20 protein-coding genes are annotated in these 22,168 nt (G+C 71.9%); 11 read left to right on the plus strand and 9 right to left on the minus strand.

Annotated features, from left to right (window positions below):
- The first annotated feature begins 432 nt into the window (after window positions 1–432).
- Entirely contained in the window at window positions 433–2,331 is a 1,899-nt protein-coding gene (locus ACFWY5_RS15465; protein WP_379632433.1) for an ABC transporter ATP-binding protein, read from the plus strand.
- 188 nt (window positions 2,332–2,519) lie between these two features.
- Here ACFWY5_RS15465 and ACFWY5_RS15470 read toward each other — a convergent pair whose 3' ends face one another.
- Window positions 2,520–3,668 (minus strand): AI-2E family transporter, encoded by a 1,149-nt coding sequence (locus tag ACFWY5_RS15470; RefSeq protein WP_379632435.1) that lies wholly within the window; start codon window positions 3,666–3,668, stop codon window positions 2,520–2,522.
- A gap of 75 nt (window positions 3,669–3,743) precedes the next feature.
- Window positions 3,744–4,835, minus strand: coding sequence for a winged helix DNA-binding domain-containing protein (locus ACFWY5_RS15475; RefSeq protein WP_379632438.1), 1,092 nt, complete (start codon window positions 4,833–4,835; stop codon window positions 3,744–3,746).
- Window positions 4,836–4,897: 62 nt separating this feature from the next.
- Here ACFWY5_RS15475 and ACFWY5_RS15480 point away from each other — a divergent pair, with 62 nt between their 5' ends.
- The 5 genes from ACFWY5_RS15480 to ACFWY5_RS15500 are packed head-to-tail and all read left to right on the plus strand — an operon-like array spanning window position 4,898 to window position 9,496.
- Complete coding sequence (locus tag ACFWY5_RS15480) at window positions 4,898–5,839, plus strand: helix-turn-helix transcriptional regulator (protein ID WP_379632440.1); 942 nt, start codon at window positions 4,898–4,900, stop codon at window positions 5,837–5,839.
- 42 nt (window positions 5,840–5,881) lie between these two features.
- Window positions 5,882–6,640, plus strand: a complete 759-nt coding sequence (locus tag ACFWY5_RS15485) for an ABC transporter permease (protein WP_379632442.1) — start codon at window positions 5,882–5,884, stop codon at window positions 6,638–6,640.
- Window positions 6,637–7,410: an ABC transporter permease gene (locus ACFWY5_RS15490; RefSeq protein ID WP_379632444.1), complete on the plus strand. Its 774-nt coding sequence runs from the start codon at window positions 6,637–6,639 to the stop codon at window positions 7,408–7,410. The genes ACFWY5_RS15485 and ACFWY5_RS15490 overlap by 4 nt, the downstream gene beginning before the upstream one ends.
- Before the next feature lie 59 nt (window positions 7,411–7,469).
- Window positions 7,470–8,429, plus strand: coding sequence for an ABC transporter substrate-binding protein (locus ACFWY5_RS15495; protein WP_379632446.1), 960 nt, complete (start codon window positions 7,470–7,472; stop codon window positions 8,427–8,429).
- Window positions 8,426–9,496 (plus strand): nitrilase-related carbon-nitrogen hydrolase, encoded by a 1,071-nt coding sequence (locus ACFWY5_RS15500; RefSeq protein ID WP_379632448.1) that lies wholly within the window; start codon window positions 8,426–8,428, stop codon window positions 9,494–9,496. Before ACFWY5_RS15495 ends, ACFWY5_RS15500 begins: the two co-directional genes overlap by 4 nt.
- Here the strand turns inward: ACFWY5_RS15500 and ACFWY5_RS15505 are convergent.
- Complete coding sequence (locus ACFWY5_RS15505; RefSeq protein ID WP_379632450.1) at window positions 9,453–10,547, minus strand: response regulator transcription factor; 1,095 nt, start codon at window positions 10,545–10,547, stop codon at window positions 9,453–9,455. The two genes, ACFWY5_RS15500 and ACFWY5_RS15505, sit on opposite strands and share 44 nt — an antisense overlap.
- An 89-nt stretch (window positions 10,548–10,636) precedes the next feature.
- On the opposite strand from ACFWY5_RS15505, the gene ACFWY5_RS15510 reads away from it, so the two are divergent.
- Entirely contained in the window at window positions 10,637–12,022 is a 1,386-nt protein-coding gene (locus tag ACFWY5_RS15510) for an FAD/NAD(P)-binding protein (protein ID WP_379632452.1), read from the plus strand.
- Here ACFWY5_RS15510 and rph read toward each other — a convergent pair.
- The gene (gene rph, locus ACFWY5_RS15515; protein WP_379619808.1) at window positions 12,016–14,721 is read right to left on the minus strand and encodes a rifamycin-inactivating phosphotransferase; all 2,706 of its coding nucleotides are present in this window, start codon (window positions 14,719–14,721) and stop codon (window positions 12,016–12,018) included. The genes ACFWY5_RS15510 and rph overlap by 7 nt on opposite strands.
- A 97-nt stretch (window positions 14,722–14,818) precedes the next feature.
- Between rph and ACFWY5_RS15520 the strand changes: the two genes are divergently transcribed.
- The 3 genes from ACFWY5_RS15520 (at window position 14,819) to ACFWY5_RS15530 (ending at window position 16,503) form a co-directional block, all read left to right on the plus strand.
- Entirely contained in the window at window positions 14,819–15,415 is a 597-nt protein-coding gene (locus ACFWY5_RS15520) for a TetR/AcrR family transcriptional regulator (protein WP_379632455.1), read from the plus strand.
- A 104-nt stretch (window positions 15,416–15,519) separates the two neighbouring features.
- Complete coding sequence (locus ACFWY5_RS15525; protein WP_379619812.1) at window positions 15,520–15,804, plus strand: hypothetical protein; 285 nt, start codon at window positions 15,520–15,522, stop codon at window positions 15,802–15,804.
- Between the two features lie 75 nt (window positions 15,805–15,879).
- Window positions 15,880–16,503, plus strand: coding sequence for a maleylpyruvate isomerase family mycothiol-dependent enzyme (locus ACFWY5_RS15530; protein WP_379632457.1), 624 nt, complete (start codon window positions 15,880–15,882; stop codon window positions 16,501–16,503).
- A 6-nt stretch (window positions 16,504–16,509) separates the two neighbouring features.
- On the opposite strand, the gene ACFWY5_RS15535 is transcribed toward ACFWY5_RS15530, so the two are convergent.
- From ACFWY5_RS15535 to ACFWY5_RS15555, 5 genes are read right to left on the minus strand one after another with little or no spacing between them, the layout of a single operon-like run.
- A complete protein-coding gene (locus ACFWY5_RS15535) occupies window positions 16,510–18,054 on the minus strand; it encodes a hydantoinase/oxoprolinase N-terminal domain-containing protein (protein WP_379632459.1) in 1,545 nt (514 codons plus the stop codon).
- Window positions 18,051–19,124 (minus strand): DUF917 domain-containing protein, encoded by a 1,074-nt coding sequence (locus tag ACFWY5_RS15540; RefSeq protein ID WP_379619817.1) that lies wholly within the window; start codon window positions 19,122–19,124, stop codon window positions 18,051–18,053. The genes ACFWY5_RS15535 and ACFWY5_RS15540 overlap by 4 nt, the downstream gene beginning before the upstream one ends.
- Window positions 19,125–19,143: 19 nt before the next feature.
- The gene (locus ACFWY5_RS15545; RefSeq protein ID WP_379632461.1) at window positions 19,144–19,626 is read right to left on the minus strand and encodes a RidA family protein; all 483 of its coding nucleotides are present in this window, start codon (window positions 19,624–19,626) and stop codon (window positions 19,144–19,146) included.
- Between the two features lie 5 nt (window positions 19,627–19,631).
- The gene (locus ACFWY5_RS15550; RefSeq protein ID WP_379619821.1) at window positions 19,632–19,940 is read right to left on the minus strand and encodes a DUF6092 family protein; all 309 of its coding nucleotides are present in this window, start codon (window positions 19,938–19,940) and stop codon (window positions 19,632–19,634) included.
- A complete protein-coding gene (locus tag ACFWY5_RS15555; protein WP_379632463.1) occupies window positions 19,937–20,494 on the minus strand; it encodes a nitroreductase family protein in 558 nt (185 codons plus the stop codon). The genes ACFWY5_RS15550 and ACFWY5_RS15555 overlap by 4 nt, the downstream gene beginning before the upstream one ends.
- Window positions 20,495–20,625: 131 nt before the next feature.
- Between ACFWY5_RS15555 and ACFWY5_RS15560 the strand changes: the two genes are divergently transcribed.
- Window positions 20,626–22,131: a PucR family transcriptional regulator gene (locus tag ACFWY5_RS15560; RefSeq protein WP_379632465.1), complete on the plus strand. Its 1,506-nt coding sequence runs from the start codon at window positions 20,626–20,628 to the stop codon at window positions 22,129–22,131.
- Window positions 22,132–22,168 lie beyond the last annotated feature (37 nt).

Raw genomic sequence — 22,168 nt, forward strand, 5'->3', positions numbered from 1 at the left:
CCGACTAAACGAAACGCTCGACACCGAAAAACTAGCAGGTGAGCCGCACTCCGGCGAAAGCTCACATAGGAAAGATTGCCGTTTTCGTTAGAGATCGGCCCCTCTATTTATTTGCGCTTTAACGTGGGTGCCGCGAAACGGCTTGAAGCGCCGGCCCCGGCCGCTTCCCGCCTGGCGGGCACGGACCTCCGACACCGCGCTGAACAGGCATGATTGACGTTTTTCCGGGACCGCGCGGCCGATTATCGAGCGCGGCCTCTCGGGCGCCGCGTCAAACCCTGCCCAAATACTCCTCTAAAGGCCGATATGGCGGGATTCGGGTGTTAGCGTCCTATTTGTCAGCACTGGCAGCACTCGCATGCGAGTGCACGCACAAAGGAGGGGGATCATGACTCCTGTCGGTTTCCCTACGCGTCACTGGGATGACTGGGGATGGGGCGGCGGCGGATGGTGGGGCGGCCGCAGACGCTGCCGTCGTCGCCGCCGCTGCGGTTGCGGGCGGCGGAGGTGGTGGTGGTAACCACCACTGGGAAGAGCCGGCGGGTTTCCCGTCGGCTCTCCCTTTCCGCCCGGCCGGGGGCGCGATCGGGCACGCACGGGCCGGAGCTCGCGCCCGCCGTCATGATCCGCAAGACCTTCGCCGAGTTCTGGCCTGACACCCGCGGCGTCCGCAGGCTGTTCGTCATCGGCGGCGTGCTCGCCATCGTGGCGGCGCTGTGCGAGGTGGCGGCCATCGGACTGTTCGCCGTCATCACCGACGAGGTGCTCGCCCGGCAGGATCTGGGGGCGTTCTGGACCCCGGCGCTCACCTGGCTCGGCCTGGCGGTGGTCGCCGGCCTGGCCGCCTTCGGCGGCGCCTACATCACGGCGCTGGCCGCCGAGCGCTTCCTGCTGAACCTGCGCGACCGGGTGTTCGCGCACGTGCAGACGCTCACCCCCGACTTCTTCAACAACCGGCGCCTGGGCGACCTGATGGCCCGGCTCACCGACGACATCGAGGCCATCGAGACGCTGGTCGGGTCCGGCCTGGTCAAGGCGTTCACGACGGTCATCAGCGTGATCGTGTTCGCGACCGCGGCGTTCGTCGTCCGCTGGGACCTCGCGCTGATCACCTTCGCGCTCATTCCCGGGTTCGTCATCATCTCCAAGCTGTTCGCGGCCAAGTTCAGGGGCGCGGCCGCCCGCGAGCGGCAGAGCAACGGCATGATGAACAGCGTCATCGAGGAGAGCCTGTCCAACCAGACCCTGGTGCAGGCCCACAACCGCCAGGAGGCCGAGGCGGGCCACCTGCACCGCCAGGGCGAGACCTGGCTGCGGGCCAACATGTCACAGGCCTGGCTGTCCGGCCTGTACGGCCCCGCCGTACAGGTGCTCGAGACCATCTGCATGATCGTCATCCTGGGGTTCGGCGCGTGGGAGATCTCGGCCGGCCGCCTGACGATCGGTGGACTGCTGGCGTTCGCGGCGTACCTCGCCTTCCTCTACCCCGCCGTCCAGAACCTGGGCGAACTGGCGCTCACCGTCTCCGAGGCCGCGGCCGGCTCCGACCGTGTGATGGAGGTGCTCAAGGCCCGTCCCGGCGTCGCCGACAACCCGGCGGCCAGGCCGCTGATCGGGCCCGTGCCCGGCCGGATCACGTTCGAGCAGGTGGGCTTCACCTACCCGAACCGGACCAGGCCGACGCTGGCCGATCTGTCCTTCACCGTCGAACCCGGCCAGACCATCGTCTGCACCGGCCCCAGCGGCGCGGGCAAGTCGACGCTGGCCAAACTGCTGCTGCGCTTCTACGAGCCCACCAGCGGCCGGATCCTGCTGGACGGCACGGACATCCGCGACATCTCCAGCACCTCGCTGCGCGACCACATCACGATCCTGCAGCAGGAGAACCTGCTCTTCTCCGGTACGGCCCGCGACAACATCGCCTACGGCAAGCCTGGGGCGAGTTTCGAGGAGATCGTGGCCGCCGCCAAGCTGGCCGACGCGCACGACTTCATCAACCGGCTGCCGGACAAGTACGACACTCCGCTCGGGCAGCGCGGGCGGCTGCTGTCGGGCGGGCAGCTCCAGCGCATCGCGATCGCGCGCGCCCTGCTGCGCAACGCGCCGGTCCTCGTCCTGGACGAGCCGATGACCGGCCTGGACGCCGCGACGGCGGCGCGCGTGCAGGAGCCGATGCGGCGGCTGATGGAAGGCCGCACGACCATCCTGATCACGCACGACCTGCGGCACGTGCCGCCGGACGCGGCGATGATCGTGCTCGAACCGGTCCGGCGTTCCAACCGGATCCGGCTCAAGCACATGCCGCCCGCGTATTCGCGCCTGGGCCGCTGAGACGCCCGGTTTCGGGACGGCCACCGCACCGGCCGTCCCGGACCCGGCCGTCCCGGACCTGGCCGTCCCGAGACCGGCCGTCCCGAACCCGGGCGCGCCGCCGGCAACACGCAGAGCGCCTTCTCCGGCATCCCGCCGCTCCGGCGCGTACCCGATGTGCCGGTGCGGGTCAGGAGCCGGTGAGCCGCTCAGTGGTGTTCCTGTCGCGGGAGGACCACCTCGCCGACGATCAGCTGGACGGCGGCGGCGACCGGGATGGCCAGCAGCGCGCCCACGACGCCGAGCAGGGCGCCGCCGATGAGCGCGGCGACGATCGTCGTGGCGGCCGGCACGTCGACGGAGGACTTCATCACCCTCGGCGCGATCAGGTAGTTCTCGATCTGCTGGTAGACGATGAAGAACACCAGCGTGGCGATCGCCACCGGCACCGAGACGAACAACGCCACCAGCGTGGCCACCGACGCGCCGATGCCGGCCCCGATCAGCGGGATGAGGTCGGTGATGGCGACGATGAGCGAGAGCGGCAGCGCGTACGGCACGCCCGCGATCGACAGGAAGAAGAAACTGCTCACACCGGCGATGAACGAGATGATCAGGTTACCGGCCACGTAGCCGCCGACCCGGTTGAGTATCTCGTCGCCGAGCAGTCGCACGCGGGCGCGGCGGCTCCTGGGGACGAGCCGGTAGCCGGTGCGGGTGACCGAGCGCAACGAGGCCAGGAAGTACAGGGTGAGGATGAGCACCGTCAGCGCCGAGAACACCGCGCTGACCAGGACCCCGGCCACGCCCAGCAGCCCGCCGAACACCTGCCTGCCGAGATCGCCGCTGGTCAGGTAGGTCTGCAGGCGTTCCAGCAGGCCGTAGCGCTGGTCGAGGTCGCGGATCTGGGGGTTGTTCTGCAGTTGCTCGACGTAGGCGGGGACCTGGTCGATGAACTGGCCGGCCTGCTGCGACAGCGCCGGGACGACCGCGAGGCCGAACCCGGCGAAGAAGGCGATCACGCCGGCGAACACCACCGAGATCGCGGCCCAGCGCGGCAGGCGGCGCTGTTGCAGCCACCGTACGGCGGGGTCCAGGCCGACGGCCAGGAACAGCGAGACGACGATCAGGATGATCATCGAGGCGGCCGCGGTCAGGGCCTGGACCAGCAGCCAGGCGGTCAGCACGCCGAGCGCGGCGGTGAAGCCGAAGGTGAACGGGCTGCTGCCGAACGGCCGTCCCGGCTTGCCGAACGGCATCACCCCGGCCGGCTCGGCGGGACCGTGGGGGCCGGGGTCGCTCCGGGTGGCGGGGGCCGGGTTCCGGGACGGATCGGGCGCGGGGCGGTCGTCGGTCATGGCGGCTCCTGGACGTGAGGGACGACATCTGCCCTCACCGGCCGCCTCCTACCGTCCCGGCCGCACCCCGCCGGCTCAGGGAGAGATCCGCACCTGATCGGTTTCGCCGTCGGACAGGAACGACGCCAGGGCCTGTCCCTGCTCGGTCACCTGCGCGCGCTCGGCGCGGGAGAAGGCGCGCAACGGGGTGACGGTCACGGCGCCGGACTCGACGGTCCAGGTCGCGGCCACCCGGCCGTCGGCCAGGACGACGCGGGTGCCCGCGACCGACAGGCCGCGGTGGGCGTCGTCGACGATCCGGGTGCGGTCGTCGTAGCCGAGGAGCGCGTTGTCGAAGGCGGGCAGGAACCGTACCGGGGCGGGCGTGTCCGGGTCGGGGCGCGGGGCGCCGGGGAGGTCCAGGAGTTCCCGGCCGCGCTCGTCGCGGAAGGTGAGCAGTTCCGCGCGGATCGACGCCACCGCCGCGGGCAGTCCGGCCAGGCCGCTCCAGGCGCGCACGTCGGCCGTGGCGGCGGGGCCGTAGGCGGCCAGATACCGCCGGACCAGCGCCGCGCCGGCCGGGTCGGAGCCGTTCGCGGGCGCGGGCACGACGTCGCGGCCCAGCCAGGACGAGAGCAGCGCGTTGCGCACCCCGCCCTTGGTCCGCCACACCCCGCGCGGCGGCATCTGCACCATCGGGATGAGCGCGGCCACCAGCATCTCGCCCAGGGCCCGCGTCCCCGGCTCCGGCCACCGATCGGCCACCGCGCGGGCGATCTCCGCCATCGAACGCGGCTCGCCGTCGGCCATGACGTCCAGGCCGGCCGCGGCGAGTTCGCCCAGGTCCACTCCGGCGAGCTCGCGGCGGTAGGTTCCGAGGACGCGCTGCCGCAGCATGGCGTCGTGGCGGGGGCGCCAGGCCAGGACGTCGTCGGCGGTGAGCAGGTGAACGGTTCTGCGCATCAGGTGGGTACGGACCACGCTCCGCCGTACCAGCAGATCGGACAGCTCGGCCGGATCGAACGCCCGCAACCGCGACCAGAGCCCCACGAACGGTTCCTGTGGCTCCTGCGCCTGCAGCCCGCACAGGTGCGCGACGGCGTCCAGGGCCGGCAGGTCGGCGCGGTCGAGCAGCATCTGACGGGCGAGGGTGGCGCGGTTGAGCGCCCGGGTGCCGAAAACGGTCATCCTCCAAAGATCGCAGGAGAAGCGGTCAGTTTGTGTCCTCTTCTCGGGGCAACATAGAGGTCATGCTCAAGACGTCGGCACGGCTGCTGTCGCTGCTGTCCCTGCTCCAGGTACGCCGCGACTGGCCCGGCGCCCTGCTGGCCGAGCGGCTGGAGATCAGCCCGCGCACCGTGCGCAGGGACGTGGACCGGCTGCGCGAGCTCGGCTACCCCATCGTGGCGGTGAAGGGCCCGGACGGCGGCTACCGGCTCGACGCCGGCACCGACCTGCCGCCGCTGCTGTTCGACGACGAGCAGGCCGTGGCGCTGGCCATCGCCCTGCAGAGCGCGGCCACCAGCGGCGCCGGCATCGAGGAGGCCGCGGCGCGGGCGCTGAACACCGTCCGGCAGGTCATGCCCGCCCGGCTGCGCCGCCGCATCGACACCCTCCAGATCACCGCGGTCGAGCCGGCCCGCCGGCATCCCCCGGCCGACAGCGGTGTGCTCACCGTGCTCGGCGCCGCCGTGCACGCCCGCGAGGTGCTGCGCTTCGGTTACGCGGGCGCCGACACGCCGCGCCGGGTGGAGCCCCACCACCTGCTGACCTGGGGCGGGCGCTGGTACCTGGTCGCCTGGGATCTCGACCGCGGCGACTGGCGCACCTTCCGCGCCGACCGCGTCACCCCGCGGCCCCCGTCGGGTCCCCGCTTCACCCCGCGCGACCTGGGGGACGTGGCGGCGTTCGTGGCGGAGAGGTTCAAGGGCGCCGGCGCATCGGGCGAGTGGCCGTGCCGCGGCGAGGTGATCCTCGGCCTGCCCGCCGCCGACGTCTCCCCCTACGCCCGCGACGGCGTCGTGGAGGAACTCGGCCCGGACCGCTGCCGGCTCATCCTCGGCTCGTGGTCCTGGCCCGGCCTGGCAGCCACCATCGGCCGCTTCGACGCCGACATCGAGGTCGTCGGGCCACCCGCGCTCAAAGACGCCTTCGCCCACCTCGCTCGCCGATATGCGAAAGCATCAGGATAAAGACCCCGGGAGGCCGGTATTTCCGCTGAGCGCGACACTCTCTTGGAAAACGCCTTAGTCTGCGGGCTCATCGGCATGGCCGGTCTGTTCGTTCTGGCGGAGGCGGCGGGCAGGCTGGGAATCGTCTCCACCGCGCAATTCCCGCTGGCCTCCACCGTGCTGGTCACCGCCGCGCAACTCGCCATGGATCCCGCGTTCCTGCTGGATGTCGGCGCCACTTTCGCGGGCTGGGCGCTGGGGCTGCTGCTCACCGTCGCGGTGGCCGTACCGGCGGGGCTCCTGCTCGGCAGCGTGCCGCCGATAGAGGCGGCGCTGCGGCCGGTGATCGAGTTCCTGCGGCCCATCCCGTCGGTGGCGCTCATCCCGCTGGCCGCGTTCGTCTTCAGCGAGCGGCTCGACATGAAGATCGCGATGATCGTGTACGCCTCCGTCTGGCCCATGCTGATCAACACGATGTACGGCCTCAAGGAGGTCGATCCCCTGGCCAAGGAGACGCTGCGGGCCTTCGGGTTCGGCCGGATCGCGGTGTTGCTGCGGGTCTCGCTGCCGAGCACGGCGCCGTTCATCGCGACCGGGATCCGGGTGGCCGCGACGATCGCGCTCATCCTGGCCATCAGCACCGAACTGCTGGCCGGCGGGTCGAGCGGGATCGGCGCGTTCATCATCCTGGCCGGAAGCAGCCCCGACGGGCTCACGCTGACGGTGGCCGCCACCGTGTGGGCCGGAGTGCTGGGCGTCGTCACGAACGGCGCGTTCGCCTGGGCGGAACGCCGCCTCTTCCACTGGCGGGCGGCCCGGTGATCGCGCGGGTCGTGGTGGTGCCCGCCGTTCTGCTGATCTGGGAGCTGGCCACGCGGGCCATGGCCCACCCCTTCTTCCCGCCGCCGTCGGTGATCGTGACGCACATGCGCGAGTTGTGGTTCACCGGCTCCCCCGCCCGGCTCTGGCTGAACGACACCGCTCTGGCCACCTTCCCGCCCAGCCTCGGCCGGCTGCTCGCGGGCTGGGCCGTGTCGGGCGTGGCCGGTGTCGCGCTGGGCGTGGCCCTGGGCCGGTCGCCACTGCTCTACCGGCTGCTCGATCCGGCCATCCAGTTCGGGCGGGCGCTGCCGCCGCCCGCGCTGCTGCCGATGATGCTGGCGTTGTTCTCGACGGGGCCCCGCATGCAGATCGCGGTGATCACGTTCGGGATCGTGTGGCCGGTGCTGTTCAACGCGGCCGACGGAGCGCGCCACGTGGATCGGCTGCATCTGGACACGGCGCGGGTCTTCGGCCTCTCGCGCGGGCAGCGCCTGTGCAGGGTGATCCTTCCGGCAGCAGCGCCGAAGATCTTCGCCGGGCTGCGGCTCAGCCTCTCCCTGGCCCTGATCCTCATGGTCATCGCGGAGTTCTTCAGCACCGAGGGCATCGGCTTCCAGCTCCGCGCCGCCCAGCGGGCCTTCGACCTGCCGGGCGTCTGGGGCGCCATCGTCCTGCTGGGCGTGCTGGGCTATTTGCTCAACCAGGGCTTTCTTTATCTGGAACGCCGCATCCTCACCTGGCATGACATCGCGCAAGATAACCGGTCATGACAGGGGAGTCATTCACGGGTAGTCTCAAGATCACGGTTATATCGGCCCTTGGAGCTCTTATGTTAGAGTTTCGCCGCTTTTCTCTCTTTTGTGCCGCCACGTTGGTGATCGCCGCGTGCGGCGGCAATTCGGCCGGGCAGGAAAATGGCCGGGAAAAGACCGATATCACGATCGGCATGCTGGCCCTTCCCGAGGTGGCGCCCGTGCAACTCGCCATCGACAAGGGCTACTTCGCCGCCGAGGGACTCACGGTCGAGGTCGAGGTGATCGCGGGCGGCGCGGCGGCGCTGCCCGACCTGGTCTCCGGCAAGCTCGACGTCCTGCACAGCAACTACGTCTCCGCCCTGGCCGCCTCCGCCGGCGGTGTGGTGAAGACCAAGATCATTGGTGATGCCTACGTGGCCAAGCCCGGCAACTTCGTCCTCATGACGAAGAAGGGCTCGCCGATCACCACGGTCGCCGGGCTCAAGGGGGCGACGATCGGCGTCAACACCCTGAACAACGTGGCCACGCTGTCCGTGAGCGCCCTGCTGAAGCCCGCCGGGCTGACCCCGGCCGACGTCAGGTTCGTCGAGCGGCCCTTCCCCGAGATGGTCGCGGCGCTGGAGGGCGACCAGGTGGACGTGGCCTTCCTGCCCGAGCCGTTCCACCAGGCGGCGGCCAGGAAGGGGGCGGTCGTGCTGAGCGACATCTTCACCGGGCCCACCGCCGACTTCCCGATCTCCGGCTACCTCACCACGGAGGTTTTCGCGCGGGCCAACCCGAAGGCCGTGGCCGGCTTCCAGCGGGCCGTACGCAAGGCCGCCGACCTGGCCGTCGCCAGCCCCGCCGAGATCGCCCCCGCCCTGGAGAAGTACACGAAGATCGACCGTGCCACGGCGGGCGAGATGAAGCTCGGCGGCTACTCCACCTCCGTCGACGCCGCGCGACTTCAGCGGGTGGCGGACCTGATGCTCGAGTTCGGTTACCTGAAGCAGAAGTTCGACGTCACACCGATGCTGGCCGGAGGTGCCTCATGATCGCTCCCTACCAGGCGGTGGGACTCGTGCCCACCATGCGCGGCATCCGCGACCGCGAGGACATCAACCACAACATCGACCACATCGGCCACCTGATCAAGGCCGCCTCCTGGCTGTCCAGCCTGGACCTCCCGGTACGGCTGATCGCGATCCCGGAAGGCGCGCTCCAGGGCTTCAACGACGAGGTCCTCGACCTCGACCACGAGGACTTCGCCGCCAACTGCGCCATCGACGTGCCCGGCCCGGAGACCGCCCGGCTGGCGGAGCTGGCCGTCCAGTGGGACGCCTACCTCATCGCCCAGGCCAAGGCCCGCCACCCGGAGTTCCCCGGCCTGTTCTTCAACCTCGGCTTCGTCATCGACCCGCGGGGCGACATCGTGCTCAGGCACTACAAGACGGTGCCGCTGCTGCCCGTGGAGCACTCGGTGACGCCCCACGACGTGTGGGACCGCTGGGTGGAGCTCTACGGCGAGACGCTCGACAGCTTCTACCCGGTCGCCGACACCGAGATCGGCCGCATCGGCATCCTCATGGCCAACGAGGGCTCCTACCCGGAGAACGCCCGCGGCCTGGCCATGAACGGCGCCGAGATCATCTACCGCGGCCCCTATCCCCACCCGCACGCCGGCAACGGCATCTACGAGGTCCAGAACCGCGCCAGAGCCCTCGACAACAACGCCTACCTCATCGCCTGCAACCTCGGCACCTACTACCTCGACGCCGACTCCGAGCACCCGATCGACACCTTCGGCGGCCAGTCGATGATCGTCGACTACAAGGGGCAGGTGGCCGGCCGGCACGACTACAGCGGCGGCTCGTCCTGGGTCGCGGGCACGATCGACATCGGCGCCCTGCGCCACTTCCGGTCCACCGCCCAGTGGGACAACTGGATCAAGGACCTGAAGACCGAGCAGTACCGGGTCATCTACGACCAGCCCATCTATCCCAAGAACATGTACCTGACGCGCAAGCCGTACACCCACGCGGAGTTCCGCTCCGAGGTCATCCTCCGGCAGATCGAGCTCATGCACGATCGCGATATCTGGGTACGTCCGGAGAAGTCCTGACCCGGCGCGGCCAGAAGTTCTCGGCGAACAGGCGCGCCACCAGCTCGCCCCTGCTGGACACCCGGACCTTGCCGAAGACCGCCTTGACGTGGTCGCGGACCGTGTGCGGGGAGATGAACAGACGGCCGGCGATCTCCCCGGTGGTCAGGCCGAGCGCGATGAGCTGGGTGATCTCCAGCTCGCGGGGCGACAGCTCGTACGCCTCGGCCACGATGACCGCCATGTCGGAGGCGGCGGCGGGCTCGATGACCAGGACGATCGGGCCCGCCGCACCGCCGGGGCCGCTCATGGCGGAGGCGTGGCACACCAGCCAGTGCCCGTCGGCGGTGCGGATGCGCACGCGGGCGGACTGACCGGGCACGCAGGCGCGGGCCTGCAGGGCGGCGGTGACGATCCAGATGGGCAGGCGCACGCCCAGCTCGCTGCTCGCCGACGGGCCGGCGGGGAGCCTGGCCAGGTAGTGGCGGGCCTCCTCGTTGACCGACGTGGCCCGGCCCGACGCGTCGAACAGCACCAGCCCAGGTCCGGGCGCGTCCGGCGCCGGCCGTACGTCCGCGGGCCGGGCGAAGGAGCGCAGCCGCGCGGCCAGCGGCGCCGACAGGCCCGCCACGAACTCCAGCTCCTCCGGCCCGAACGGCGCCCGCCCCCTGTCGCGGAACAGGCTCACCACGCCCCACGTCCGCCGGCCGGCGCGCAGGACCGCGCGCAGTTCCTCGTTCTGCGCCTGCCAGGGGCGGCTGCTCCCGTGCCGCCGGCTGGCCACGGCCACCTCGGCGCGGGCCAGGTCGCGGAAGGCGAAGGGGCTCTCCTCCAGGATCTCGCTCTCCCAGTAGGCCGCGCAGTGCTCGCCGCCGCCGAGGTTCTCCACCCGCATCGGGGCGGTGACCAGCCCGGTCTCGGGGTCGGTCGCCGACCACACCGCGGCGTCGAAGGCCACGACCCGCCGTAGCCGCGCCGAGGTGACGGCGAACAGCTCGTCGGCGTGTTCCGCCCGTTCCGCGCGAGCCAGCATGTCGGTACGGCGCCGCCGTACCGCGGAAGGAGAACCCACGCCCCCACCCTGCCCGTTCACGGGCGGAGGTGCGCATCCCCCAGATGAGGGATGGGCCCGGGGGCGGGGCGGCGGCCAGCATCTCCCCCATGAGAATCGCCATCGTCGGAGGCGGGGCCGCCGCGGTCGCCCTGCTCGACTCCCTCGCCCGGCTCGACGCGCGGCCCGCCTCCGTCACCGTGTTCGAGCCGTCGGCGCGGCTGTGGAGCGGGCGGGCGTACGGGCCCGACCTCGACGCCGTGCGGGTGAACGCGCCGCCCGTGATCATGTCGATCCGCCACGGCGACCAGGGGCACTACGCGCGCTGGCTCGGCGAGCGGGCGGCGGCGCACCTGGACGAGCGGCTCGGCGCGCCGCTGGTACCGCGCGCCCTGTACGGCGAGTACCTCCACGAGGTCGCCACCGCGGCGGCGGCGCGGCTGCCGGTGGACGTCCGCCGCGACCGGGTGACCGGCGTCTCGCGGCGCGGCGCGGAGCTGGTGGTGCGCACGTCCGGCGGCCACGAGCGGGCGGTGGACCGGATGGTGCTGTGCGTCGGCAGCGGGACTCCGCACGATCTCTTCGGCCTGGCGGGCACGCCCGGCTACGTCCCCGATCCCTACCCGCTCGCCCGCACCGTGCGGGAGGTGCCACGCGACGGCGCGGTCGCGGTGATCGGCAGCGGGCTGACCGCGGTCGACGTGGTGGTCGCGCTCGCGTCGGCGGGCCACGCGGGCCCCATCACCCTGATGTCGCGCAGCGGCGTCCTGCCCCACGTGTGGCAGCGGCCGGTCCGCCACGAGCCGCGGCACCTGACGGCGGACCGTCTGCGCGAGGTCCGCACGACCGGCGACGTGGCCCGGCTGGTCCGCGCGGAGCTGGACGAGCTGGGCGAGGACTTCGACGCCTTCGCCGCCGACCTGCTGGCCACCCCGCTCGACGATCCGGTCGTACGGCTGCGCCGCCAGCTCGCCGCGATCGACGCCCCGGAGCTGGGCCGCCGGATCGTGCAGCAGGCGGCGCACACGCTCGGCCCGCTGGCCTGGAGCGTTCTGGAGGACCGCGACCGGCTGACCGGTGCGCACCACCGCACGGCCGTCAGCGTCAGCTCGCCGATGGTGCCGGTGAACGCCGTCCGGCTCGACCGCTTGCTGGCGGCCGGGCAGCTCACGCTCGCCCGCGGCCCCCGCGCGATCGTGCCGTCGCACCCGGGCTTCCACATCACGACCACCGGCGCCGACCGGCATGCCGACATCGTGGTCAACGCGGTCAACCCGCCGCCGCACGCGGTGCCCGAGGCGGCCGCGTCCCTGGTCGCCTCGCTGCTGGCCGAGGACCTGGCGGCCACGGGCCCCGGGGGCGGGCTGGAAACGCCGGCCGGCACTCCGCTGCACGTCGTCGGCGATCTGGCGGCGGGCGGGACGTTCGTGACGTCGAGCATCCCGGCGGTCGCCGCCCAGGCCGCCGCCACCGCCCAGGCCCTGATCGGTCAGTAGCCGGCGGCCCGGCCGATCCTGCGCGGGTCGGCGACGCCGTCCGCGACATCTGCCGATGGGTCAGGGAGGATCTCGACGTAGCCCTCGGCGCCGTTCACCCGGATGAGCTGCCCGTCCTTGATCCGGCTGGTGGCCCCCTCGACACCGGCGACCGCGGGCAGCCCGTACTCGCGGGCCACCACCGCGCCGTGCGTCATCACCCCGCCGACCTCCATGACGACGCCCTTGACCGAGACGAACAGCGGGGACCAGCTCGGGTCGGTGAACACCGTGACGAGGATGTCCCCCTCGCGCACGTCGGCCTCGGCGATGTTCAGGATGACCCGCGCCCGGCCCTCGACGACGCCCGACGACACGGCGATGCCCGCCAGCGCCCCGTCCGGCAGGCCGCCCGCGTCGTACTCGCCGCTGATCACCTCGCCCTCGGAGGTGATCACCCTCGGCGGCGTGAGCTTCCCGAACGTCTCGTGCTCTTCCCGCCGCCGCTCGATGAGGGCCGGGTCGAGGCCGCCGGTGCGGACGGCGTCCCTGAACTCCTCGATGGACAGGTAGTACACGTCCTCGGGCGCCCTGATGACCCCACGCGCGACCAGCTTGGCCGCCTCGTCCATGAGCGCCCGCTTGTAGATCTCGTAGCGCAGCAGCAGCGAGTGCTTGGAGTATTCGCGGTAGCCGATGAAGTGCCGGATCAGGCTCATCTTCCTGGCCGCCTTCCTCGCCTTGCGCGCGCCGCCGGGCAGCTTCCGCAGGCGGTCGAGCAGGTCGGTCATGGCGCGTTCCGCCTCGGCGCGGCCCCGCTCCGCCTTGCGGCGGCGCTCGCCGGGCGGGAAGTTCCTGACGCCGCTGAGCAGGAGCGGGACGAGCAGCGTCGGGTCCTCGCTCCAGCGGGTCCTGGTGAGGTCGATGTCGCCCGCGCAGTGCATGCCGTACCTGCGCAGATAGTCCTTGATCGCGGCCTGTACGGCGGAGCCGCCCGCGAAGGCGGCCAGCCCGTCGAAGAACGTCTCGCGCCCGGCCGTCTCCAGGTAGCGCACGATGTCCGGGTGCCCGCGCACCACGTCGGCGACGTCCAGCAGGTCCAGTCCCATGGCGGCCACCACGTTGTGGTCGGCGGACTGGGCGACGGCGTCGGCGGCGTTGGACACGCCCAGCCAGGCCTTCATGTGCTTGTTGACCCAGTTCACCGACTGGATGCCGAGGAAGGCCGCCGCCACGCTGCGCGGGTCGAAGGTCAGCTCGGCCAGCACCTCGTGGTCGGCTTCGATGCGGGCGAACAGGTCCTCGCCCGACGCCCCGTCGATCTCGCGCCGCAGCCGCTCCACCGTCTCCTCGGTGTGCGCGATGAGCGCGGGCACGACGCCGGGATCGTCCTCGCGGGCCAGCTTGAGGTACTGCCTGACGATCGGCAGCGGGCCGCCCGCGCCGAAGTCCAGCATGGAGGTCCTGCCGCGCGCCAGTGAGGCGGCGAAGTCCTTGCGCTTCAGCACGGCGCGCAGGGCGTCGGCCATCAGCACGTCGACCTGGTCCAGGCTCTTGAGCGTCGCGGGCCTGGCCCAGAACGAGGTGAGCTCGGCTGAGACGTCCTTGTAGAAGCGGTTGCCGGCCACGACACCCGCCGTACGGCCCAGCTTGTCGTGCAGCAGCGCGAAGAACGACAGCCCCAGCGGCGCGAAGGCGTCGGTCATCATCTGCCGGTGCCCGTAGGAGATGTAGACGTGGTTCTTGCCGTCGGCGGCGGGCGGCACGGGGTAGAGCGTGGTGATCGGCCGGCTCTGCAGGATGTGGAACTCACCGTCGCGCAGCGCCCACTCGATGTCCTGGGGCGCGCCGAAGTGCGCCTCGATCGTCCGCCCCAGGGCTTCGAGCCGCAGGATCCGCGCGTCGTCGAGCGTCTGCGCGTGCTGCCTGGCGGGTTCGACCGGGCGTTCCTCCGTGCCGCCGTCGGGCCGGGCGCGCAGTTCCTTCGTCTGCACGGCGATCTTCGTGTCGATGATCCGGCCGGATCTGACCCGGTAGTTGTCGGCGTTGACCAGCCCGGAGACGAACGCCTCCCCCAGCCCGAACCCGGCGTCGATCGAGACGACCGCGCGGTTGGCGGAGACCGGGTCGGCGGTGAACATGATGCCCGCCGCCTCGGGGAAGACCATCTCCTGGACGACCACCGCCAGGCGGACCGCCCGGTGGTCGAAGCCGTTCCTGACGCGGTACGCGCTCGCGCGGTCGGTGAACAGCGACGCCCAGCACCGCCGGACGGCGTCGATCACCGCGTCGGCGCCGCGCACGTTCAGGTAGGTGTCCTGCTGGCCGGCGAAGGAACTGGACGGCAGGTCCTCGGCCGTGGCGCTGGAACGCACCGCGCAGGGCACGTTCTCGCCACCCATCCGGCCGAGGCGGGCGACGATGTCGTACCGGATCCGCTCGGGGACGGGCAGGTGCTCGATGGCGGCGCGCAGGCGGGCGCACGCGGCGGCGAGGCCCTCGCGGTCGTCGGCGCGCAGCCCGGACAGCGCGTCGATCAGCGCGCCGATCGACGGCTCGCGCTCCACGACGTCCAGGTAGGCGTCGGTGGTGACGCAGAAGCCGTCCGGCACGCGGACCCCGGGGACGGACGACAGCTCGCCGAGGTTGGCGCCCTTGCCTCCGGCCAGGCCGATCCGGGTCTTGTCGATGTCGTGGAAGCCGAGCACGTAAGCACTCATGACCGTTTCCTGTCTCTCTCGGGATAGCCTGTTACGATACAGTACAGCTCTGTATTGTAACTAGGCACTATGCTCCCGCCCGAGGAGGTACCTGGACATGACCGACACCGCGCACACCTCGCGCTCCCCCGGGCGGCCCCGCAGCCAGAAGGTGGACGCGGACGTGCTCGCGGCCGCCCTCGACCTGCTGATCGAGCGCGGCGCCGCCGACACCAGCATCGAGCGGGTCGCCCAGCGCGCCGGGGTGACGCGGGCCACCGTCTACCGCAGATTCCCCGACAAGACGACGCTGCTGATCCAGGCCATCGAGTCCGCGCACCAGGACCACGATCCCGAGGCGCTGGAGTGGCCGGACACCGAGCACATGCTCGACGACTGGGCGCGCTACCTGAGCGAGCCCCGCAACCGCCGCATGCTGCGCCGGCTCTATGGCGCGGTGGACGACTACCCCGAGCTGCTGCTGGCGTACCGGAACTCACACGGCGGGCGGCGCGCGGCGGCCGAGCACGCGGCACTGCTGCGCACCCGCGAACTCGGGCGGCTGCCGCCCGAGCGGGACGTCCCGGTCGTCCTGGAGATGCTCAACGGAGCGATACTCCACCACCTCGGCGCCTACCCCGACACCCAGCCCCCCGAGGCCGTCAAGGCCTACTTCCTCGCACTGCTCCGCCAGGTGGGCTACCGACCGGCCTAGGCAGCCGAATGCCTGGCCGGCGACATCGACCGGCGCCCGGCGAGAGTCCGAGAACTCGGTCCAATCCGCCCCATGTCGAACACCTGTTCCTATATAATGATCGCATGGAGCTGAAACCGAAGGGTTTGCCCGATCTGTGGCGTCCGCCGATCGTGGAGTACGCGGAGGCGATGTTTCCGGTGGCCGACAGCGGCGAGGCGCGCTACCTGCTCGCCTGGGGCGACGACCGCGACGGCGAGCGCTGGGGCTATCTGCTGTGGCGGCCGCAGACGCTCGACACCCACGAGGGCGTACGGCACAGCGGCCACGTGCGCTGGGTGCACTGGCAGGACATCCGCCCGGTGGCGGGGGAAGACTACGAGACCGTCCCGGTGTGCGATCCCATCTGACCGCTGAGGGGCTGTCGATTCTCCGGGTGCTCACGCGTCATGAGGCGTGAGCACGCATCGGAGAAAGGCAGAACCATGACCGACATCCAGGCGGCCATCGCCGCCGAGCGCCGCGACCTGGCCGCCCTCCTCGCCGGGCTGACCCCCGAGCAGTGGCAGACGCCCTCGCTGTGCGCGGGCTGGCGGGTACGCGAGGTCGCCGCCCACCTGTCGATGGCCTTCAGGTATTCCACGCCACGAGTCGTCCTGTCCATCCTGCGTGCCCGCGGCGACTTCCACCGGGCCTGCGACCGTCTGGCCAGGCGCGACGCCGCGGCCATGGACACCGGGCGACTCGTGGCGGCCCTGAGCGACAACGCCGGGCACCCCTGGACCCCGCCGGGCGGCGGGCCCGCGGAGGCGCTGCGCCATGACGTGATCCACGGGCTCGACATCACGCTCCCGCTCGGGCTGGACAGGAAGGTCCCGCCGGATCGCCTCCTGCCGGCGATGCCCGCCGACCTGACGGCCAAGAGCGTCGCGTTCTTCGGCGCCGACCTCGACGGGGTCCGCTTCGCCGCCGACGACCTCGACTGGAGCGCCGGCACGGGCGACCTGGTCAGCGGCCAGGCCCAGGACATCCTGCTGGCCGTCACCGGCAGGAAACTGCCCGCCGGGCGGCTGTCCGGAGCCGCGGCCGCCCGTTTCGCCGGCTCATGACCACGGTCAGGTCAGCGGGCCGGTCGCCTTCACCTGGACGCGGACGCTGTCGCCGGGCAGGTAGGAGATGGGGATCTCGGTGATGGCGGTGATGCGCGTGCCGGCGGGGTCGGCTCCGGCGCGTACCGCGGCGTCGACGGCGGCGCGCCTCGCGGCTTCGAGGCAGGCCTCGCGGCCGCCGTCGGAGAACTGGTAGGTCCGGTCCAGCGTCCCGGACGCCTCGGCGATGGCGGCGCCGATGGCGTTGGCGACCGCCGCGTACTCGTGGCGGTGCACGACGCTGACGCCCGGGATCTCGTCCGGGATCAGGTGCGCGCCGCCGCCGACGGCGACCAGCGGCAGGTCGGAGCGGGCCACCTTGATGCGGTCGGCCAGCCTGCCGATCCGCTCGTCCACCCAGGACAGGGCCTGGTCGACGAGCGGGCGGGACACGTCGGCGGCGCGGCCCGGCTCGCCCGCCGTCAGGCGTCCGGCCAGGACCGACACGTCGGTGAGGGTGAGCGTGTCGCCGCCGAAGACGCGGGCGCGTTCGGTCAGCCGGTGCGCGACGCTGTCCGGCCCGATCCGCAGGTCCTCGTCCGCGTAGACCACCGTTCCGCCGCCGAGGCCGACGGAGATGAGGTCGGGCATGCGGTAGTTCGTCCGTACGCCGCCGATCTCGACCGGGAGGGCCGACTCGCGCGGGAAGCCGTTGACGAGCATGCCGACGTCGGTGGAGGTGCCGCCGACGTCCATGATGATCGCGTCGGCCAGCCCGGACAGGTGGGCGGCGCCGCGCATGGAGTTCGTCGGGCCGGACCCGATCGTCATGACCGGCCGGCGTGCCGCCTCCGCCGCGCTCAGCAGCGTGCCGTCGTTCTGCGTCATGTAGATCTCCGCCCGCAGGCGGTGCGCGGACAGCGCCTGTTCGAGGCCGGTCACCACCTCCGCGCCGACGAAGCGCAGCGCCGCGTTGAGCGTCGCGGAGTTCTCGCGTTCGAGCAGGCCGAGGCCGCCGATCTGGTGTCCCAGGGTGACGGGGAAGTTCTGGCCGAGTTCTTCTGCGAGGATCTGCCCGGCGCGGATCTCGTGCTCGGGGTTGGCCGGGGAGTGCACGCCGGTCAGCGCGATGGCGTCTACGGTGGTGCCGCAGGCCTTGGCGAAGGCGCGCACGGCGTCCTCGTCGAGGGGGCCCATCGGGCTGCCGTCGAACTCGTGGCCCCCGCGCACGACCGCGCTGTACGCGCACACCAGCTCGGCCAGGTCCCGCGGCCAGTCCGCCAGCGGCGAGATCGACATCGTGGCCGGGGCGCCGATGCGCAGCACGCCGACCCTGGCCAGGTTGTTTCTGGCGATGAGCGCGTTGACCGGGTGGGTGGTGCCGAGCATCACGTGGCTGACGTCGGCGGGCCGTACCCGGGCGAGCACGGCGGAAAGGCCCGTCCCGATGCCGTCGAAGAGCGTCGCGGTCGTCGGGGTCTTGTGCCACGTCACGACCTGCCCGGCGGGGTCGATGGCGACGACGTCGGTGTTGGTGCCGCCGACGTCGATGCCGATGCGGATGGTCGTCATCGGGTCCCTCCGATGGGCACGAAGTCGAGGTCGTAGCCGAACGCGCGCGGCCCGGCCAGCGCAAGCCCCTCCGGCGTGTGCCACTGCGGCAGCGCCGGCATCGCGATCACGTGCAGCCGCTGGCCGTAGGCGACCGCCTCGGTGGTCATGGCGGTGCCGGTCTCGGTGTCGAGCAGCGTGATGAGGTCGGGAACCATGGCCTTCGGCTCGCCGTCCTCGAAGGCGATCAGATTCTCGTTCTGCACCTCCACGCGCATGGCGCGGCCGGGGTCGTCGAGGTGGGTCAGCGTGATCGTGCCGCGGGCCCAGCCGCCGGTGGTGCGGCGTTCGATGTCGGCCACCTTGCCGGTGAACAGGATCTCGGCCTCGCAGAACCGCAGAAACTCCGCGTACGCCCCCGCCCTGCCCTCCTGGATCGCCCGGATCCTGCGCCCGATCTCCAGGCAGTAGGTCAGCGAGCCGTTCGCACCGAACCGCGCGCACTCGCCGGCGGTGACGGCATAGGCGCTGACCACCGCGAGCATCCCCATCTGCGCCACGCACGAGCGGGCCAGCTTCTCGCCGGTGGCGTTGTCGACGGAGTCGAAGAACACGTAGTTGCCCATGGAGTCGGCCATGGTCATCGGCGTGGAGGAGAGCCCGGCGAGGGTGAACAGGCTCATCTCGATCTGCGGGAACGCGCGCCTGATCGCGTCGGCGTCCACGCAGGGCAGCCCCAGCTCGGCGGCGACCACGAGCGGGAACAACGAGTTCAGGCCGCCGTTCTCCAGCGGTAACACCGCCACGCCCGTGCGGCCGAGGTGGCTTTCCAGGGCTCTGAGGACCCGGCCGGCCTCGTTGCCGTTCGGGAACTTCTCCACGACCACCGTGGGCGCCCCGACCATGCAGATCGGCAGGAGCAGGCCGTCCGGGTCGAGGTCGGCGGCGTTGACGATCTCGATGGGGCCGTGCTTGGCGATGGCCTCGCGCAGCATGATCTTCGCGATGTAGGGGTCACCGCCTCCGCCGGTGCCCAGGACGACCGCGCCAAGCGCGAGGTCCTCGACGTCGTCGAGCGTGATGCTGTTCACGAACCCACCTCCTGATGGTTCATCCGTCGATCTCCACTTCGGCTTCGATCTCCACGGGAATGCCGAACGGGAGCGAAGCGACTCCCACGGCCGAGCGCGCGTGCGACGCGCTCTCCTCCGGCCACAGCTGGTGAACCAGGTCGGAGAAGCCGTTGATCACCGCGGGCATGCGGGTGAAGCCCGGTGCCGCGTTGACCATGCCGAACACCCGCAGCCAGGCCGTCACCCTGTCCAGGTCGCCGAGGGCCGCGCGCAGGCTGGTGACCATGTGCAGCCCGGTCGCCCTGGCCGCCGCGTAGCCCTCCTCGACGCTCACCTCGGCGCCGACCCGCCCGGCCGGGCCGTCCACCGACCAGTCGGGCAGCAGCGGCCCGTGGCCGGACAGATAGGCCCGGTTCCCCCGCACCCGCACCGACGGGAAGGGCAGCCGCAGCCCGTCCGGCGGGATGAGCGGCGCGGGCAGGACGAGGCCGAGTTCCCTGATGCGTTCCTCGACGCCCATCCCGCTCACACCCCCTGCGCGCGGGTACGGCGCAGCGCCTGCTCGGCGAACTCGGCCACGTACCGCGACATCCAGCCGGTGAAGGCGGCCTGGTCCGTCATGGCCAGCATGCGGTGGGCGGCGAAGTCGGCCCGCGCCCGCCGCAGGAAGTCGTCGTCGTGATCGGCCATGATCCCCATGAGCCGGTCGGCCGCGTCGAGCATGCGGAACGCCGACAGCAGCCTGGTCTCGTCCAGGGCGAGCGGCGCGCTGCAGACCAGCACCGTGACGGTCTCGTAGAGGGCGCGGTCCAGCTCCTCGCCGGCCGCGGTCATCGCGTGCCGTCCTCGAACGCGGCGCCGAAGGCGTTGTGATGCAGCCCCGAGCTGAATCCGCGCACCGCGGGCGAGGCCGTCTCCTTTGTGACGTAGCCGACGGCGACCGTCACATCGGGGCGGATGTGCGCGGGCAGTCCGAACAGGGCGCGGACCGCCTCGTCCGCCCAGCTGGTGACGGTGCAGATGCCCAGGTCCAGCGTCTGCGCCATGAGCGCGAGGTGCGCGCAGGCCGCGCCGGAGTCCAGGCGGCTGACGTGCTCGACCATGCGCGGGCCGCCGGTCGTGCCGGCCTGGTCGAGGTCGGTGCACAGAGCGAGCATGGCCGGGGCGTTGTTCAGGAACCCCGGCAGCACCTGCCGCGCGGTGGCCAGCAGCGCCGGATCGTCGGCGACGACCACGTGGCGTACGCCCGAGCGGGCCTGCTGGGCGCGGGCCGCCGCCCAGGCCATCCGGCCCAGGACCTCGGCGGGCACCGGGCGGTCCTCGAAGATCCGGTGCATACGGCGGCGCCGCATGCCGTCGGCGACGTCGAGTGGCTTGGCATCGATCATGTGCGCTCCCTGGGGGGTTCGGGAAGGTTGTGCCTGACCCTAAGCCGGGCCGGACAAAAGGGATATGTGCGATAGCACATCTCAAATACGCATCTTGTGCACATCGCACATCGGGGACTACCGTGCGGCTGATGACGGTGGTCCGCGAACTCCTGCTCAGGCCCGACATCGGCCGGGCCGTCACGGTGCTCTGCGACGCCGGGCACTCCCGCGACATCGCGCAGGTCACGCTCATCGAGGACATGCGCGCCATCCCGCCCGCCCGCCACGGCCAGGCCGGGGTCTGCACCGGCAGGGTCTCCGACGAGATCAACCCCGACCTGCTGGACGTCGCGGTGCGCTTCGCCGCCGGCGCGAACGTGGCCGCGCTCGCCCTGGTCGGGCTGCCCCCCGACCGGCCGCTGCCGCTGACGGTCAGCAGGCTGGCCGAGCGGCGCGAGCTCACGCTGCTGTCGGTGGAGCGGGGCACGGACCTGGCGCGGCTCGTGATCGCGATCGAGCAGGAGCTCACCCTCGGGCCGATGCGCACGATCTCCCGGGCGGCCGCCGCGCTGACCGCCCTGGACCGCGCCGAACCCGGGCCGGACCCGATCGGCGAACTGGCCGCGCTGGCCGGGCGCGAACTCGGCCTGCCCGTCACCGTCGAGCAGCGCCCCGACGGCGAGGGGGCGCCGGTGACGGTCGCCGGGGCGGTGCGGGCGCGGCTGCGGTGCGCGCCGGCCGGGGACGCCTCCGACGCGGTCGTCCAGCTCGTGCTGCACCGGGCCGCCTCGCTGGCCGGGCACACGATCGAGCAGGCCCGCCGTACCTCGGAAGGACCGGCCGCGTCGCGGGCGGCACTGCTGGCGGAGCTGCTGCTGAGCGCGCCCGAGGACGCCGGGCCGCTGCTGGCCAGAACGCGGCGGGCGGGCTTCGTCGTCGACGGCTGGCACACCGTGATCCACATCGAGCTGGACAACCTCGACAGCCTCACCGGCGGCGAGGCGGCGCGCCACGAACTCACGGTCGAGGCCCGCCGCCTGGCGCTGCAGGCCGCCTTGAACGACGGCGCGGACTGGCAGCGCGCCGACGCCGGCAGCGCGCTCACGCTGGTGCGGACCGACCGGTCCGAACCCGCCGCCACCCAGCCGAAGGCGCTCGCCCGCACCGCGAGCGCCGTCCTCGCCAGGCTCAAGGAGCAGTTCGCCGGCCTGCGCCTGTACTGCGGCGTCGGCGGCTCCTACCAGGGGCTCGAAGGCCTGCAGACCTCCGCGACCGAGGCCCGCGCCGGCGGGGCGGCCGCGCGTACCGCCCGCCACCAGGACCGTCCGCTCGCCTTCCGCGACCTCGGGTTCCGGCGCGTGCTGCTGCAGTGGTACGCCATGAACAGCTCGCGCGTCGTCGTCGACCGCCTGCTGGCCCCGCTCGACGAGCTCGGCCCGCGGCGCAAGGACGAGGCCATCCGCACGCTCCAGGCCTTCCTCGACCACCCGGGCTCACCCCGCGACGCGGCGGCGGCGCTCGGCGTGCACCGCAACACCGTCGCCAACCGGGTCAAGAGGCTGCTCGACCTGCTCGACATGGACGGCGACAACGCCGACCACCGCCTCCTGCTGCAACTGGCCTGCCGCGTGGCCGCCAGAGCGAGCCTGGAATAAAGGGTTCGCGAGCCCGATAGCCTCGGGGTCCGGGGGC

It is taken from the genome of Nonomuraea sp. NPDC059007 (assembly GCF_042740555.1).
GTDB lineage: Bacteria > Actinomycetota > Actinomycetes > Streptosporangiales > Streptosporangiaceae > Nonomuraea.